Origin of the sequence: Pseudomonas sp. FeS53a (assembly GCF_000931385.1) — a bacterium.
Lineage (GTDB): Bacteria > Pseudomonadota > Gammaproteobacteria > Pseudomonadales > Pseudomonadaceae > Metapseudomonas > Metapseudomonas otitidis.
Map to the genome: position 1 here is coordinate 1 of NZ_JYFT01000074.1, position 15,004 is coordinate 15,004.

15 protein-coding genes are annotated in these 15,004 nt (G+C 69.1%); 4 read left to right on the top strand and 11 right to left on the bottom strand.

Features of this window, described 5'->3' with window-relative positions:
- From SZ55_RS22295 to SZ55_RS22310, 4 genes are all read right to left on the bottom strand, one after another.
- The coding region (locus SZ55_RS22295) for a FecR family protein (protein WP_044411860.1) at nucleotides 1–909 on the bottom strand (909 nt) is incomplete at its 3' end.
- Complete coding sequence (locus SZ55_RS22300; RefSeq protein ID WP_177329743.1) at nucleotides 906–1,451, bottom strand: RNA polymerase sigma factor; 546 nt, start codon at nucleotides 1,449–1,451, stop codon at nucleotides 906–908. The genes SZ55_RS22300 and SZ55_RS22295, both read right to left, overlap by 4 nt.
- Before the next feature lie 65 nt (nucleotides 1,452–1,516).
- A complete protein-coding gene (locus SZ55_RS22305) occupies nucleotides 1,517–2,224 on the bottom strand; it encodes a 3'-5' exonuclease (protein WP_044411866.1) in 708 nt (235 codons plus the stop codon).
- Complete coding sequence (locus tag SZ55_RS22310) at nucleotides 2,221–4,158, bottom strand: putative nucleotidyltransferase substrate binding domain-containing protein (RefSeq protein ID WP_044411868.1); 1,938 nt, start codon at nucleotides 4,156–4,158, stop codon at nucleotides 2,221–2,223. The genes SZ55_RS22305 and SZ55_RS22310 overlap by 4 nt, the downstream gene beginning before the upstream one ends.
- A gap of 192 nt (nucleotides 4,159–4,350) precedes the next feature.
- Here SZ55_RS22310 and SZ55_RS22315 point away from each other — a divergent pair, with 192 nt between their 5' ends.
- The gene (locus SZ55_RS22315) at nucleotides 4,351–4,866 is read left to right on the top strand and encodes a response regulator (protein ID WP_044411870.1); all 516 of its coding nucleotides are present in this window, start codon (nucleotides 4,351–4,353) and stop codon (nucleotides 4,864–4,866) included.
- Between the two features lie 25 nt (nucleotides 4,867–4,891).
- Here SZ55_RS22315 and SZ55_RS22320 read toward each other — a convergent pair whose 3' ends face one another.
- On the bottom strand, nucleotides 4,892–6,415 hold the full coding sequence (locus SZ55_RS22320; RefSeq protein WP_044411873.1) for an NCS1 family nucleobase:cation symporter-1: 1,524 nt from the start codon (nucleotides 6,413–6,415) through the stop codon (nucleotides 4,892–4,894).
- 320 nt (nucleotides 6,416–6,735) lie between these two features.
- Nucleotides 6,736–8,913, bottom strand: coding sequence for a malate synthase G (locus SZ55_RS22325; protein WP_044411876.1), 2,178 nt, complete (start codon nucleotides 8,911–8,913; stop codon nucleotides 6,736–6,738).
- A gap of 314 nt (nucleotides 8,914–9,227) precedes the next feature.
- Here SZ55_RS22325 and SZ55_RS22330 point away from each other — a divergent pair, with 314 nt between their 5' ends.
- Complete coding sequence (locus SZ55_RS22330) at nucleotides 9,228–9,680, top strand: GNAT family N-acetyltransferase (protein WP_044411878.1); 453 nt, start codon at nucleotides 9,228–9,230, stop codon at nucleotides 9,678–9,680.
- A 25-nt stretch (nucleotides 9,681–9,705) separates the two neighbouring features.
- Nucleotides 9,706–10,224, top strand: a complete 519-nt coding sequence (locus SZ55_RS22335; RefSeq protein ID WP_044411880.1) for a glycine cleavage system protein R — start codon at nucleotides 9,706–9,708, stop codon at nucleotides 10,222–10,224.
- Nucleotides 10,225–10,437: 213 nt separating this feature from the next.
- Here SZ55_RS22335 and rarD read toward each other — a convergent pair whose 3' ends face one another.
- The gene (rarD, locus tag SZ55_RS22340) at nucleotides 10,438–11,328 is read right to left on the bottom strand and encodes an EamA family transporter RarD (RefSeq protein ID WP_044411883.1); all 891 of its coding nucleotides are present in this window, start codon (nucleotides 11,326–11,328) and stop codon (nucleotides 10,438–10,440) included.
- Nucleotides 11,329–11,500: 172 nt separating this feature from the next.
- On the opposite strand from rarD, the gene SZ55_RS22345 reads away from it, so the two are divergent.
- Nucleotides 11,501–12,088, top strand: coding sequence for an SMI1/KNR4 family protein (locus tag SZ55_RS22345; protein ID WP_044411886.1), 588 nt, complete (start codon nucleotides 11,501–11,503; stop codon nucleotides 12,086–12,088).
- 6 nt (nucleotides 12,089–12,094) lie between these two features.
- Here SZ55_RS22345 and SZ55_RS22350 read toward each other — a convergent pair whose 3' ends face one another.
- The 4 genes from SZ55_RS22350 to SZ55_RS22365 form a co-directional block, all read right to left on the bottom strand.
- The gene (locus SZ55_RS22350; protein ID WP_044411889.1) at nucleotides 12,095–13,069 is read right to left on the bottom strand and encodes a serine/threonine protein kinase; all 975 of its coding nucleotides are present in this window, start codon (nucleotides 13,067–13,069) and stop codon (nucleotides 12,095–12,097) included.
- 66 nt (nucleotides 13,070–13,135) lie between these two features.
- Nucleotides 13,136–13,900, bottom strand: a complete 765-nt coding sequence (locus SZ55_RS22355) for a TOBE domain-containing protein (protein WP_044411891.1) — start codon at nucleotides 13,898–13,900, stop codon at nucleotides 13,136–13,138.
- Nucleotides 13,901–13,966: 66 nt separating this feature from the next.
- Nucleotides 13,967–14,695, bottom strand: a complete 729-nt coding sequence (locus tag SZ55_RS22360) for a ComF family protein (RefSeq protein ID WP_152644534.1) — start codon at nucleotides 14,693–14,695, stop codon at nucleotides 13,967–13,969.
- A 15-nt stretch (nucleotides 14,696–14,710) separates the two neighbouring features.
- Nucleotides 14,711–15,004 (bottom strand): hypothetical protein, encoded by a 294-nt coding sequence (locus SZ55_RS22365; RefSeq protein WP_044411893.1) that lies wholly within the window; start codon nucleotides 15,002–15,004, stop codon nucleotides 14,711–14,713.

Sequence of the window (15,004 nt, forward strand, 5' to 3'; positions counted from 1 at the left end):
ATGCATGCGCACCGGCAGGCTGGGCGGCAGCGCGGCCAGGGCCTGGTCGGTGTCGCCGAGGGGGAAGCTGCCGCTGATGCGCAGGTCGGCCACCGCCGGGTCGACCCCGAGGTAGCCACGGCGGTACTGGCCGAGCTGCTCCAGCAGATCCGCCAGGCGGACGTTGTCGACGACCAGCATGCCGCGGCTCCAGGCGTCGGCGCCTACCGGGGCGGCCTCGCTGCGGCCCAGGGCGTCGGCCTGCATCAGCACCTGCTGGCCTTCGCCGATGATGCGTTCGTCCTCGGCCTGCGCGGGGTGTGCGGCGACGGCGGAGCGCAGCACGACCAGGCGGGTGGCCTGGCCTTCGCGGCGCACCAGGAAGCGGGTGCCGAGGGCGCGCAGTTCGCCCTGTTCAGTGGCGACCACGAAGGGGCGCGGGTCGCCGTGGGCGGTTTCGACGAGGATCTCGCCGCTGCGCAGGTAGAGCCTGCGCTGGGGGCCGTCGAACTGGATGTCGAGGGCGCTGCGGCTGTTCAGGCGCACCTGGCTGTGGTCCGGCAGTTGCAGCTGGCGCTGCTCGCCGCTAGCGGTCATTTCGTCGGCCAGCCAGTCCCCCAGCGGGCGGTGCTGCTGGGCGAGGAGCATCCCGAGCACGCCGGCCAGGCACAGGCCGAGCACGCTGCCGCTGCTGCGCAGGCGGCGGCGCGGAGCCTCCAGCAGGGCATGGCGGGCCGGTGCGCTGCTGGCGGCGCCCAGGTGCGCATCCAGGCCGTTGAGCCGCGACCAGGCGAGGGCGTGCTCGGGGCTGGCGGCGTGCCAGAGGTTGAATTCGGCCCGTTCCTGGGCGCTGGCTTCGCCGGAGCCGAGGCACAGCTGCCAGTGGATGGCTTCGTCCAGCACGCGGGCGGACACCGGCGCCGGGTTCATTGCGGCGCTCCGTAGAGGGCGATGTAGCACTGGCGCAGGCCCTGGGCGAGGTATTGGCGCACGCGGGGCACGGAGACGCCCAGGCGCTGGGCGATCTCGGCGTGGCCGAGGCCGTCCAGGCGGTTGTAGAGGAAGGCGGCGCGGGCCTTGGCCGAGAGGCTGCCGAGCAGGCGGTCGATCTCGCGCAGGGATTCGAGCATCAGCGCCTGTTCCTCCAGGCTCGGCTGGGTGGGTTCGGGCAGGTGTTCCAGGGCTTCCAGGTAGGCCTGCTCCAGGGCACTGCGGCGGAAGTGGTCCACCAGCAGGCCACGGGCGATGGTGGTGAGCAGGGCGCGGGGTTCACGCACCTGGCCGAGGTCGGTTTTGCCCAGCAGGCGGACGAAGGTGTCCTGGCTGAGGTCTTCGGCACGGTGGTGGTTGTCCAGGCTGCGGCGCAGCCAGCCGAGCAGCCAGGCGCGGTGGTCACGGTACAGGGCACCGGCCAGTTCCTGGTTTGTGGGGTCCACCGACGACACGGCCACCTCCGGCTGAGTACGAATCATGAGCGAGAATGATTCGCAATTATGCCGATGGCGGCGAAGTGCCGCAATTGCAGGCCGTCGGCCGGTCAGAACCCGGGTTGCTGCTGGCGGCGTTGCTGCCGGGCGAGGGCGGCGGACAGTGCGGCGGGGCTGTCCAGCCCCTGGCGGCGGGCGTGGGCGAAGAGGATCAGGGCCATCTCGGCGGTGGCCAGGGCATCGGCGCTGGCGTGATGGCGTTGCTGCACCTGCAGGCCGAAATGCTCGGCCCACTGGTCCAGCCCGCCGTTGCGGATGCCGGCGTCGGGGCAGAGCAGGGGGGCCAGTTCGGCGATGTCGAGGAACGGGTGGCGCAGGCGCAGGCCCAGGTCCTGGCGCAGGGCGCGGGCGAGCATGCGCTGGTCGAAGGGGGCGTGGAAGGCCAGCACCGGGCTGTCGCCCAGGTAGTCCATGAAGTCCAGCAGGGCTTCGGCCGGCGCCAGGCCGGCGGCGGAGACGCTGGGGGCGATGCCGTGGATGAGCACGGCGGGGGAGGTGGCGGCGTTCCGGTACAGGGTCGCTTCGAAGCCCCGTCCGAGGGGAATGGCGCCGGCCTCGATGCTCACCGCGCCGATGGACAGCACCAGGTCGCGGCTCATGTCCAGGCCGCTGGTCTCCAGGTCTAGCACCACGAAGCGCTGCTCGGCCAGGGGCCGGTCGTCCAGCGCCTGGGGCGCGGGCAGGGCGTCGCGACGCTGCTGCTGGTCGTCTGTCAGGGCCGGGCGCTGGCGCCGGGTGAACCAGGAGAAGGCATTCATAGCTGGTAGCGCAACGCCAGGCTGGCCTGCAGGCGCTGGGCCTGGCGGAAGGATTCGCGAAGGATGCGCCGGTCCAGGTGGTTGAGGCTGTCGGGGTTGAGGTGGTTGGACAGCGGGAGCCCCTGGCGGGCCTGTTGCTGGTGCTGCTGCATGCGGGTCTGCTGGATGAAGTGGTAGGCCTCTTCGAAGGCGGCGCCGTCCTGGGCGTCGATCACTTCGCGCTGCACCAGCTGGCGCAGGCGGTCGAGGGTGTTGCCGCTCTCGATGCCGTTGGCCAGGGCCAGCAGGCGGGCGCCGTCGACGAAGGGGGTGAGGCCCTGGACCTTGAGGTCGAGGGTGTCTTTCTCGGCGCCCTTGCGGGCCACCACGAAGTCGCGGAAGCGGCCTACCGGCGGGCGCTGGCGCAGGGCGTTCTCGGCCATCATGCGCTGGAACAGGCTGTTGTCGGCGACCTGCGCGAGCATCTCGCGGCGCAGCTGGTCGCAGCCGTCGTGCTCGCCCCAGACGGCGCGCAGGTCGAAGTAGATGCTGGAGGCCAGGAGGTTCTCGGGGGTGGCCTCGCGGATGAAGCCGGTGAAGCGCCGGCGCCATTCGTTGCGCGACAGGCACAGCTCGGGGTTGCCGGCCATGATCCGCCCCTTGCACAGCTCGAAGCCGCAGGTGGCGAGGGCCTGGTTGATGCGTTCGGCCAGCGGCAGCAGGCGCCCGCGCAACAGGGCGGCCTCGGCGTCGTCGGCGGCTTCGAAGAGGATGCCGTTGTCCTGGTCGGTGTGCAGGGTCTGTTCGCGGCGCCCTTCGCTGCCGAAGCAGAGCCAGGTGAAGGGCACGCCGGGGTCGCCCATCTCTTCCAGGGTCAGTTCGATCACCCGGCACACGGTGTGGTCGTTGAGCAGGGTGATGATGTGGGTGATCTGGGTGGAGCTGGCGCCGTGGGCGAGCATGCTGTCCACCAGGCGGCGGATGTCGGCGCGCAGGGCGGCGAGGGTCTCGACGCGACCGGCGTGGCGGATGGTGCGGGCCAGGTGCACCAGGTCGACCCGCTGCAGGGAGAACAGGTCGCGCTCGGAGACCACGCCCTGCAGGCGGCCGTCCTCCACCACGCAGACGTGGGCGATGTGGCGCTCGGTCATGGCGATGGCGGCGTCGAAGGCGCTGGCGCCGGGCGGCAGGTGGAAGGGTTGCTGGGTCATCAGCTCGGCGATGGGCTGGTCGAGGTCGGCGCAGGCGTCGGCGATCACCCGGCGCAGGTCGCGCAGGGTGAAGATGCCCACCGGGCGCTCGTCGCCCTGGACGATGACGATGCTGCCCACCTGGCTCTCGTGCATCAGCCGCACCGCTTCGCGCAGGGGCATGTGCGGCGGGCAGGCCACCGGCTGGCGCACGGCCAGCTCCGCCAGGCGGGTGTCGAGGGAATACTGGGCGCCGAGGGTCTCCACTGCACGCAGCTGGACCTGCTGGTTGACCTGGTCCAGCAGGCTGCTGACGCCGCGCAGGGCGAAGTCGCGGAAGGGGTTGGAGAGGGCGAACAGCTTGACGAAGCCGGCCTTGTCCAGCAGCAGGCAGAAGGTGTCTTCGCCGGCCAGGTGCTCGGTGCGGGTGGCGCGTTCGCCCAGCAGGGCGGCGAGGGGGAAGCACTCGCCGGTGGCGATCTCGAAGGTGGTTTCGGTGCCGCGCTTGGCCGAATGCGGGCGCTCGCCCACCACCCGGCCCTGCTTGACGATGTAGAAGTGCTCCACCGGCCCGTCGCCGGGCTTGATGATGGAGTCGCCGCGCGCATAGAAGCGCAGCAGGCAGTGCTCCACCAGGAAGGCCAGGTGGGCGCTTTCCATCTGGTTGAAGGGTGGGAACTTCTGCAGGAACTCCATGGTGCCGTGGACGTTCTGCATCACCGCGAGCTTGCCCGCCTGCTCGAAGGCGTTGCCTGTCGTGCTCATGCCGTGCTTCCGCGTGTCTCTTGTTGTCCCGGCATGGTCGTGGCTGGGGGCCGGGGCTGCCCATTGGACGTAAGTATAGGAAGGGGCGGCGACCGTCCGGCGGGCCAAGGGAACTCCGCCGAAGCGGCGTTATCCCACCCTAGTTGGCCGTCCATGAGGTGGGCGGGCCGGGAGTCGGGCATAGGTGACGCGATGAGTTACGGCGATCTGCTCAGTGAAGAAGAACTGCTCGCGCTGGACGAACTGGTGCGCGGCCCGCACCAGGCGTCGGTGCTGCTGGTGGACGGCGACGATGCGCTGTATCCACGGCTGGCCGCTGCGCTGCAGGGGCTCGGCTTGCGCTGCCTGCACGCGCCCGGCCGTGCCGAGGCGCTGGAGCTGCTGGCCTCGCGTTCTTCCATCGGGTTGCTGGTGTGCGCCCTGCACCTGCCGGACGGCAGCGGCCTGGAGCTGGTGCGCCAGGTGCGCCAGTCGGCCCGCGCCAGCCTGCCGGTGGTGATGATGGCGGGCGATGCGACGGTGCAGGATGCGGTGGAGGCCTTGCACCTGAAGGTGCTGGACTTCCTGCTGGGGCCGCCCGACCTGGCCCACCTGACCACCCTGGCGCGCAATGAGCTGGGGACGCCGCCGGAGCCGAAGGTCGTCCGGAGGCGGCCCAGGCCGAAAGAAGCGGCCGTCGAAACCTGCCTCGCCCTGAAGAGCGCCTGATCCGAGCGGCCCAGGCGTTCTTCGTTCAGTGGTGGACGCTGTCCACCGCGATGGATTCCCCCGAAACCTCCACGAACGGCTGCCGGCGATCGGCGAGCGCGACGTGGATCAGTGCCGCCAGCCCGGCGCCGAAGAACCAGGAGAAGTGCGACAGGCTCTCGAAGGCCGGCAGCAGCGCGAGGACGATGGCGATCAGCGCCGAGGGGGCGAAGGCGGCCAGGGCCCGCAGGTTGATGCCGCGGTGGTAGTGGTAGGCCGCCTCGGGGGCCTCCGAGTACAGCTCCGGCAGGTTCACCCGGCCCCGGCGCACCAGGTAGTAGTCGGCGACGATGATGCCGTACAGCGGGCCGAGCAGGGCGCCCAGGCCGCCGAGGAAGTAGAGGATCACGCCGGGGCTGTTGTAGAGGTGCCAGGGCAGGATCACCACGGCGAGGGTGGCGGCCAGCAGGCCGGCGCGGCGGAAGTTCAGCACGCGCGGGGCCAGGTTGGTGAGCACATAGGCCGGGGCGACGAAGTTGGCCATGATGTTCACCGCCACGGTGACGATCAGGAAGGCCAGGCAGCCGAGCACCAGCAGCCCGGTGTGGGGGATGGCGGCGACGATGTCGGTGGGGCTCTGGATCAGCGTGCCGTCGAGGCTGAACTGGGCCCCGGCGAGGACCACGGCGATCAGCCCGAACAGCAGCATGTTCACCGGCAGGCCCCAGAAGTTGCCCTGGCTGATGGTGCGGCGGTCCGGGCAGTTCCGCGAGAAGTCGCAGAAGTTGAGGATCATGGTGCCGTACAGGCTCACCCACAGCGCGGCGCCGCTGAACACCTTGAGCCACAGGCCGGCGCCTTCGGCCTGCTGGCCGGTGGACCAACTGATGCGCAGCCCGGCGCGGACGTACATCCAGCTGGCCAGTGCGGCGACGGTAACCAGGATCACCGGCCCGGCGAAGGACTCGTAGCGCCGCACCATTTCCATGCCGTAGGCGAAGATCAGCAGCTGCACGCACCAGATGCCGAGGAAGGTCAGCCAGCCCAGGGTGGACAGGCCCAGCAGGCTGTCCTGGTCGTAGGCCCGCAACTCCGGCGCCAGGGCGGTGAGCAGCACCCGCAGCACCACCGAGGCGAGGTAGGTCTGGATGCCGAACCAGGCGATGGCAATCACTGCGCGGATCAGCGCCGGCAACTGGGCACCGTGGATGCCGAAGGCGATGCGGCACATCACCGGGTAGGGCAGGCCGGTCTTCTGGCCCATGTAGCCGGAGAGGTTCATCAGGCCGTAGATGAGCAGGGCACCGAGGGCGAAGGCGGCGAGGATCTGCGCGCCGCTCATGCCGAGGGCGAACAGGCCGATGGCGAAGGAGTAGTTGGCGATGTTGTGGACGTCGTTGGTCCACAGTGCGAAGAGGCTGTAGCGCCCCCAGCGGCGCCCCTCGGCCTTTGTGGGGGCGAGGTCGGCACTGTAGAGCCGGGGGCTGAGGGCGGCTTGCTGGGGTGAGGCGGCGGTGGGCGCGGTGGCGGCACCGGGTGCAGCGGCGACATGGGCGGGGGTTGGGTTCATGGTCGGCTCGGCCTGTATGCACAGTTTGTTTGAGTTGTGTGCAATTGCGAGTTCCATGCCACTTTCCGGGCGTTGGCGCTCATCTGAGTGCTGCGCGTGCTCTCACGCCAGGCGTGGCGAGGGCTGCCGGGAATGGATTGAATTTTCCTTGTCGATCATTGACTTACGAGTCAGTTTTGGCGTGCCCAGTCGCGGGGCGCTTTGGGTTTTTTGTACACAAAACTGTGCGCAGGCGTTACGCGAGCCCATGACGGCGTTGGAGGTGGGGTGCATAAAAAAACCGCCCCGAAGGGCGGTTTCTTCAACGCGGTGCGCTGTGCTTACAGGCCGTTCTTGGCCTTGTATTCGCGGCGACGGCGGTGCAGCACCGGCTCGGTGTAGCCGTTGGGCTGCCGGGTGCCTTCGACCACCAGTTCCAGGGCGGCCTGGAAGGCGACGTTGTCGTCGAAGTTCGGTGCCATCGGGCGGTAGAGCGGGTCGCTGGCGTTCTGGCGGTCCACCACGGCGGCCATGCGCTTGAGGCTTTCCTCGACCTGCTCGCGGGTGATCACGCCGTGGCGCAGCCAGTTGGCCAGCAGCTGGCTGGAGATGCGCAGGGTGGCGCGGTCTTCCATCAGGCCGACGTCGTTGATGTCCGGCACCTTGGAGCAGCCGACGCCCTGGTCGATCCAGCGGACCACGTAGCCGAGGATGCCCTGGGCGTTGTTGTCCACTTCGTTCTTGATCTCCTCGGCGGTCCAGTCGGTGCTGGGGGCCAGGGGGATGGTCAGGATGTCGTCCACGGAGGCCGGGGTGCGCTTGGCCAGCTCGGCCTGACGGGCGAACACGTCGACCTTGTGGTAGTGCAGCGCGTGCAGGGTAGCGGCGGTGGGCGAGGGGACCCAGGCGGTGTTGGCGCCGGAGAGCGGGTGGCCGATCTTCTGCTCCACCATCGCGGCCATCAGGTCCGGCATGGCCCACATGCCCTTGCCGATCTGCGCGCGGCCTTGCAGGCCGGTGGCCAGGCCGACGTCGACGTTGTTGTTCTCGTAGGAGCCGATCCACTTCTCGCTCTTCATGGCGGCCTTGCGCACCATGGCGCCGGCTTCCATGGAGGTGTGGATTTCGTCACCGGTGCGGTCGAGGAAGCCGGTGTTGATGAACACCACGCGCTCGGCGGCGGCCTTGATGCAGGCCTTCAGGTTGACGGTGGTGCGGCGCTCCTCGTCCATGATGCCGACCTTGAGGGTGTTGCGCGGCATGCCCAGCACGTCTTCGACGCGGCTGAAGATCTCGGTGGCGAAGGCGACTTCCTCCGGACCGTGCATCTTCGGCTTGACGATATAGACCGAGCCGGTGCGGGTGTTCTTGCGGCTGGTGTTGCCGTTGAGGTTGTGCAGGGCGATGAGGCTGGTGAACAGCGCGTCCTGGATGCCCTCGGGCACTTCGTTGCCGGCGGCGTCGAGGATGGCCGGGTTGGTCATCAGGTGGCCGACGTTGCGCACGAACAGCAGGCTGCGGCCGTGCAGGGTCAGCTCGGAACCGTCGGCCTTGGTGTAGACGCGGTCGGGGTTCATGGTGCGGGTGAAGGTCTGGCCGCCCTTGCTGACTTCCTCGGCGAGGTCGCCTTTCATCAGGCCCAGCCAGTTGCGGTAGACGACGGTCTTGTCGTCGGCGTCGACGGCGGCGACGGAGTCCTCGCAGTCCATGATGGTGGTCAGGGCGGCTTCCATCAGCACGTCCTTGACGCCAGCGGCATCGGTCTGGCCGATGGGGCTGGTGGGGTCGATCTGGATCTCGAAGTGCAGGCCGTTGTGCTTGAGCAGCACGGCGGCGGGCTTGGCAGCGTCACCCTGGAAGGCGATGAACTGCGCGGCGTTCTTCAGGCCGGTCTCGCTGCCGTTCTTCAGGCTCACGGCGAGCTGGCCGTTCTTGACGGTGTAGGCGGTGGCGTCGACGTGGGAGCCGGACTCCAGCGGCGCGGCTTCGTCGAGGAAGGCGCGGGCGTAGGCGATGACCAGGTCACCCCGGACCTTGTTGTAGCCCTTGCCCTTCTCGGCGCCGTTGGCTTCGCTGATCACGTCGGTGCCGTAGAGCGCGTCGTACAGCGAGCCCCAGCGGGCGTTGGCGGCGTTCAGGGCGAAGCGGGCGTTCATCACCGGCACCACCAGCTGCGGGCCGGCCATGCGGGCGATTTCTTCATCGACGTTCTGGGTGCTGGCCTGGAAGTCGGCCGGTTCGGGCAGCAGGTAGCCGATTTCCTGCAGGAAGGCCTTGTAGGCCACGGCGTCATGGGCCTGGCCGGCACGGGCCTGGTGCCAGGCGTCGATCTTGGCCTGCAGTTCGTCGCGTTTGGCGAGCAGGGCTTTGTTCTTCGGCGCGAGGTCGTTGATGACCTTCTCCGCACCGGCCCAGAACGCGTCGGCAGCGATGCCGGTTCCGGGGATGGCTTCGTTGTTCACGAAGTCGAACAGGACTTTGGCGACCTGCAGGCCACCGACTTGAACGCGCTCAGTCATTGCTTGCCTCACTCTGCTCAATATCCGCTCTGGACCGTGCCTGAAAGCTTGTAGTCCGAGCCGCGGCATACTACATGAACCCGTCACAAAAAACAGGGTCGGGCGTCGCTATGCGACCGAAAAACCACTTACGGTCACTGCGGGGCAAGAATGTTCTCAAAAAACCGATAGATTGTTCCAGATAAATCTTCAAACCGTACACGATCACGATTTTCGCGGCGCTGCGACCCGGCGTCGCAGCATCTGACAGCGTCATCAGCCACTACCTTCAGCTCTTTTCTATACTGCCCCCACTACAAAAAAGGAGCCCCACCATGACGGTACGCGCTGCGACCGCCGCTGACCTGGATGAGCTGAGCCAGTTGTTCAGTGGCTACCTGGACTTCTACCGGGTGCCCCGCCCGCTGCAGGAGATCCGCCACTTCCTCGGCGAGCGCCTGGAACGCGGCGATTCGGTGATCCTCATCGACCGCGACGAATCCGGGCATGCCCTGGGGTTCGTCCAGCTCTATCCCTTCATGTCCTCCCTGGCGTTGGCACCGGCCTGGTTGCTCAGTGACCTGTTCGTTGCCCCGTCGGCGCGCCGCCTGGGGGTGGGCGAACGGCTGATGAACGCCGCCCGCGCCCATGGCGAGGCCACCGGCGCCTGTGGCCTGCAGCTGGAAACCGCGCGGACCAACCTGGCCGGGCAGGCGCTCTACGAGCGGCTCGGCTACGTGCGGGACGAGGTGTACCTGACCTACTGGCTGAGCCTGGATCGCCGCTGAGCGACCCCGCACCAAGGAGACTGACATGCACCATCTCGTACTCACCGTGATCGCCGCCGACCAGCCCGGGCTGGTGGAGCGCATCGCCCAGTGCATCGCCACCCACGGCGGCAACTGGCTGGAAAGCCGCATGGCGCGGATGGCCGGGCAGTTCGCCGGCATCCTGCGGGTGGCCGTGCCCGCCGAGGGCCAGGGCAAGCTGGTGGCGGGCCTGCAGGGGCTGGAGACGCACGGCATCCGCGTGATGCTGGCAGACAGTGGCACCGAGCCGGCCAGCGGCTGGCAGACCATCCACCTGGAGCTGGTGGGCAACGACCGCCCCGGCATCGTCCGTGACATCACCCACCTGCTGTCCCGCCACGGGGTCAACCTGGAGCAGTTGCAGACCGAGGTGGTGCCGGCGCCCATGAGCAGCGAGCCGCTGTTCCGCGCCGAGGCCACCCTGGCCGTGCCCCTGGCGCTGTCGCTGGATGACCTGCAGGCGCAGTTGGAAACCCTGGCCGATGACCTGATGGTGGAGCTGACGCTCAACGCCGACGCTTGAGGCTTACCCACGGAAAACCGGGGCAAGCCTGTGGACAAGTTGGGGATGCTCCGCCGCAGGCCTTGCCAGGCGTGGACTGCAGGCGGCTGGTCGGAAACTGATCAGCTCGCCGGGCTTGTGCACATCCGCCGTGGACGGGCCTGTGGATAAGCTCGGGATCGACGGCTGCAGCCCTCGCCAGCAGCGGCGTGCAGCCCATCGTTCACTTATTGCTCAACCCTGGTTGCGGCGCAGCGTCATCCAGGCGTCGACGCTGTAGATCGCCAGGCCGGCCCAGATGCAGCAGAAGGCCACCAGCTTGTTCGGGTCGAAGTGCTCGCCGAACAGGAAGATCGCCTGCAGCATCACCAGGGTCGGCGCCAGGTACTGCAGGAAGCCCAGGGTGGTGTACGGCAGGTGGCGGGCAGCGGCGTTGAAGCACACCAGCGGCACCAGGGTCACCGGGCCGGCAGCCACCAGCCAGAGGGCCTGCGGGTCGCTCCAGAACCCCGCCTGGCCGGTGCTGGCCTCCGGGTGCAGCAAGAGCCAGCCCAGGGCCAGGGGCAGCAGCAGCCAGGTCTCGACCACCAGGCCCGGCAGCGCAGCCACCGGCGCCTGCTTGCGGATCAGCCCATAGAAACCGAAGGTCAGCGCCAGGGTCAGCGACACCCAGGGCAGCGCACCCACCTGCCAGATCTGCTGGGCCACGCCCACGGCCGCCAGGCCCACCGCCAGCCACTGCAGGCGGCGCAGGCGCTCGCCGAGCAGGAGCATGCCCAGCAGCACGTTCACCAGCGGGTTGATGTAGTAGCCCAGGCTCGCTTCCAGCATCCGGCCGTTGTTCACCGCCCAGACGTAGACCAGCCAGTTGCTGGCGATCAGCAACCCGCTGGCGCCGAGGATGGCGAAGCGACGCGGGTTCTCGCGCAGCTCCCGCCACCAGCCCGGGTGCTTCCACACCGCCAGCAGCAAGGCGCCGAACAGGGCGGACCAGATGGCCCGGTGGGTGATGATCTCCAGGGCGGGAATGCGCTCGAGCAGCTTGAAGTAGATCGGGAAGAGTCCCCAGATGACATAGGCAGTCAGGCCCAGGGCATAGCCCCGGCGGGGATTGGCGGTGGCCATCAGGCGTCCTTGGTCGGGCAGGTTGAGGGAAGCGCGCCATTTTAGGGCGCGTACCGGCGCTTGTCTGTGACGTTGCGGTCGGCACGGGGTTCCGCAGTGCCGTGGGAGGGCGGTCGCGGCAATGCCGCCCGGCGGCTGGCACACTGCACGCCGGTTTCCCAAGGAGTGCGCCATGACCGTCGTCGAACGCTACCTGCAAGGCCTGGAGCAGGCCCTGCCCCCCGAGTCCCGTCAGCGCCTGGGCCAGGCCCTGGGGGCCACGCCCGCCCAGCTGGAGGCGCTGCGTGCCGCCTATCCCCAGGTGCCCGACAGCCTGCTGGCGCTGCTCCGACGCATCAACGGCACCTACTGGCAGGACCACGGCGGGGTCATGCTGCAGGAGCTGATTCTCGGCTCGGACGTGTTCGAGTACCCCTATTACCTGCTCTCGGTGGAGCAGATGCTCGCCGAGCGTCGCCGTACCGACAGCATCCTCCAGGTCTACGACGGCTACCTGGACGAGTTTCCGGAGCTGATCGGCGCCGGCATCGACCCGGCGCTGCCGATGGATCGCCGCCTGTGCTTTTCCCACTGCATGAACAATGGCGGCACCTCGTTGCTGTACCTGGACTTCGACCCGGCGCCGGGCGGTGCGGTGGGGCAGGTCGTGCGCTTCCTGCACGACCCCGATTCCTACGCGGTGATCGCGCCGAGCTTCGAACGCTACCTCGAACAATTGATGGAGGACGGCTACGCCTTCGTCTTCGACGAGGACGAGTGAGCCCCCTCAGAACAGCCTGAGCGGCTCCTCGTCCAGGGCCGCCAGTTGCTCGCGCAGGGTGAGCACCTGGTCGCCCCAGTAGCGTTCGCTGCCGAACCAGGAGAAATGCATGGGGAAGGCCGGGTCGTCCCAGCGGCGGGCGATCCAGGCGCTGTGGTGCATCAGGCGCAGGGCCCGCAGGCCTTCGATCAGCGGCAGCTCGCGGGGGTCGAAGTCGTGGAACTCCTGGTAGCCGTCCATCAGCTCGGAGAGCTGCCCCAGCCGCTCCTGGCGTTCGCCGGCCAGCATCATCCACAGGTCCTGCACGGCGGGGCCCATGCGGCAGTCGTCCAGGTCGACGACGTGGAACGCCTCGTCGCGGCACAACAGGTTGCCCGGGTGGCAGTCGCCATGCAGGCGGATGGGGCTGTAGCGCACCTCGGCGAACAGTTTGTCGAGGCGCTTCAGCAGGTCGCGGGCCACCGATTCGTAGGCCGGCAGCAGGCCTTTGGGGATGAAGCCACCTTCCAGCAGCGTCTGCAGCGAGGCGTGGCCGAAGTTGTCCACAGCCAGCTGCTCGCGATGCTGGAACGGCCGGGTCGCGCCCACGGCGTGCAGGCGGCCGAGCAACTGGCCGAGGCGGTAGAGCTGGTCGAGGTTGCCCGGCTCCGGGGCGCGGCCGCCGCGACGGGGGAACAGGGCGAAGCGGAAGCCGGCGTGCTCGAACAGCGTCTCGCCCTCGCAGCGCAGGGGCGCCACCACCGGCACTTCGTGTTCCTCCAACTCCAGGGTGAAAGCGTGCTCCTCGCGAATCGCGGCGTCGGTCCAGCGCTCGGGCCGGTAGAACTTGGCGATGAGGGGCGCGCTGTCCTCGATTCCCACCTGGTACACGCGGTTCTCGTAGCTGTTCAGCGCCAGTACCCGGGCATCGCTGAGGTAGCCCAGGCTCTCCACGGCATCCAGGACCAGGTCGGGGGTGAGGGCGTCAAAGGGATGGGACATGGGGCGGCTCCAGCGGATGGGCGCACAGTCTAGCGGGTCGCGCGCCGGCCTGCCGAAACCGCCGGGCTAGAGTGCCGTGCCCAGCAGCACCTGGCCGGGGTCGAACAGCACCCGCGCCAGCTGGCCGGGCTGCAGGCCGTCGTCGGCGAGGCGGGCCGGTTCGGCCAGGGCGCAGAGGGTCTGGCCGCTGCCCAGGGCAATGCGCACCTCGCTGGGGCCTTCCGCGTCGGGGACGATGGCCTCGATCCGGCCCTCCAGGGCGTTCAGGTGGGCATCCGCGGGCGCGTGCAGCGGGCGCACTTCCAGCCAGCCGGCCTTCATCAGCGCGACCACGCTGACGCCCAGTGCCAGCTCCAGCTTCTCGGTGCTGTCGTGTGTGATCTGCGCCTTCAGCCGGGCGCCACCGGGCAGTTCCATCTCCACCAGGTCGTTGCGGCCATGGGCCTGCAGGCCGACCACCTTGCCGCTGAGCTGGTTGCGCGCACTGGTGCGCAGCATCAGGCGCCCCAGGCGCTCCAGATCCTGTTCGTGCTCGGCGCTTTCCACCAGGCGTGCCTGCAGGCTTTCCAGGCGCTTGAACAGCGCCAGCAGACGCTCACCCTCGGCGGACAGGCGCGCGCCGCCGCCGCCCTTGCCCCCCACGCTGCGCTCCACCAGCGGCTTTTCGGCGAGGTTGTTGAGCTCGTCGATGGCATCCCAGGCGGCCTTGTAGCTGAGGCCGGCGGCCTTGGCGGCGCGGGTGATGGAGCCCTGGATGGCGATCTGCTCCAGCAGCGCCATGCGCTGGGGGCGGCGGGTCAGTTGCTGGGTGAGGGGGATCAGCTGGCTCATGGTGGTCGGGGCCCGATGGACATGGCGCGCAGGCTGAGTGAGCGGGGCGCGGTCGTCAAGCGCCCGTCAGGGCACGCTGCCCGGCTTGGGCGTGCGGGCCAGGCAGTAGACGTCCACCCGTGCGGCGCCGGCGCGCTTGAGCAGGCTGGCGAGGGCGTGGGCGGTGGTGCCGGTGGTCAGCACGTCGTCCACCAGGGCCAGGTGCAGCCCGGCGGGGCGCGCGCGGGGTGCCAGGGCGAAGGCCCGGCGCAGGTTGCGTCGCCGGGTGGCGGCATCCAGCCCTTGCTGGGCCGGGGTGTCCTGGGGGCGCAGCAGCCAGCCGGCCTCCACCTTCAGGCGCAGCGAGCGGCCGAGCCAGTAGGCGAGCATCTGCGCCTGGTTGAAACCCCGCGCCCGCTGGCGTGCCCGTGCCAGGGGCACCGGCAGCAGCAGGTCCGGCAGCGCTTGCCGGGTGTGCCGCAGGTGGTCGGCGAACAGCTCCGCCAGCAGGCGCCCGGCAGGCCAGTCGGCACGGTGCTTGAAACGGGTGACCAGGGCGTCGAGGGGGAAGCCGTAGCGCCAGGGCATGCAGGCGCTGTCGAAGGCCGGTGGCCGCCGCTGGCATTCGCCGCAGAGCAGCCCGTCGGCCGGCAGGGGCAGGGCGCACTGGCGGCAATGGCCGGCCAGCCAGGGCAGGTCGAGCAGGCAGCCGGGGCAGATGGGGTGGACGTCATCGCCCTCCAGGGTGGCCAGGCACAGCTGGCAGCGGGCCTGGCTGCGCGCCAGGCGGCGAAGCCGGTGGAGGAGTCCGTCCATGGTAGTCCTGTGGGGTCAGTGGATGAGCCAGCTCATCACCACCAGGCCGAGCAGGGTGAGGATGAGGCCGCTGATGATGCCCTTCCTCGCCAGGGCGCGGATGCCGGACACCAGCAGCATCAGTCCGATGAACAGCACGACGAAGCTGAACAGCGAGGTATCCATTCCGATGGCCCGTGCCAGGCCGTGGAAGAAGTCGTCCATTGCCGACCAGATGCCGCCGAGCAACCCGGAGAGCAGGTCGACGATGAAGCGGATGGCGCGGCCCAGCGCCTCGCCGAGCCAACCGAAGAAACCTTCTGTGCCCAT

Excerpts from the sequence above, each read along its gene's own strand:
- SZ55_RS22325 (WP_044411876.1), bottom strand. The coding sequence starts at position 8,913 with ATGACTGAGCGCGTTCAAGTCGGTGGCCTGCAGGTCGCCAAAGTCCTG.
- rarD (WP_044411883.1), bottom strand. The coding sequence starts at position 11,328 with ATGGCCACCGCCAATCCCCGCCGGGGCTATGCCCTGGGCCTGACTGCC.
- SZ55_RS22350 (WP_044411889.1), bottom strand. The coding sequence starts at position 13,069 with ATGTCCCATCCCTTTGACGCCCTCACCCCCGACCTGGTCCTGGATGCC.
- SZ55_RS22360 (WP_152644534.1), bottom strand. The coding sequence starts at position 14,695 with ATGGACGGACTCCTCCACCGGCTTCGCCGCCTGGCGCGCAGCCAGGCC.
- SZ55_RS22305 (WP_044411866.1), bottom strand. The coding sequence starts at position 2,224 with ATGAATGCCTTCTCCTGGTTCACCCGGCGCCAGCGCCCGGCCCTGACA.
- SZ55_RS22335 (WP_044411880.1), top strand. The coding sequence starts at position 9,706 with ATGCACCATCTCGTACTCACCGTGATCGCCGCCGACCAGCCCGGGCTG.
- SZ55_RS22365 (WP_044411893.1), bottom strand. The coding sequence starts at position 15,004 with ATGGGCACAGAAGGTTTCTTCGGTTGGCTCGGCGAGGCGCTGGGCCGC.
- SZ55_RS22310 (WP_044411868.1), bottom strand. The coding sequence starts at position 4,158 with ATGAGCACGACAGGCAACGCCTTCGAGCAGGCGGGCAAGCTCGCGGTG.
- SZ55_RS22315 (WP_044411870.1), top strand. The coding sequence starts at position 4,351 with ATGAGTTACGGCGATCTGCTCAGTGAAGAAGAACTGCTCGCGCTGGAC.
- SZ55_RS22300 (WP_177329743.1), bottom strand. The coding sequence starts at position 1,451 with ATGATTCGTACTCAGCCGGAGGTGGCCGTGTCGTCGGTGGACCCCACA.
- SZ55_RS22345 (WP_044411886.1), top strand. The coding sequence starts at position 11,501 with ATGACCGTCGTCGAACGCTACCTGCAAGGCCTGGAGCAGGCCCTGCCC.
- SZ55_RS22330 (WP_044411878.1), top strand. The coding sequence starts at position 9,228 with ATGACGGTACGCGCTGCGACCGCCGCTGACCTGGATGAGCTGAGCCAG.
- SZ55_RS22320 (WP_044411873.1), bottom strand. The coding sequence starts at position 6,415 with ATGAACCCAACCCCCGCCCATGTCGCCGCTGCACCCGGTGCCGCCACC.
- SZ55_RS22355 (WP_044411891.1), bottom strand. The coding sequence starts at position 13,900 with ATGAGCCAGCTGATCCCCCTCACCCAGCAACTGACCCGCCGCCCCCAG.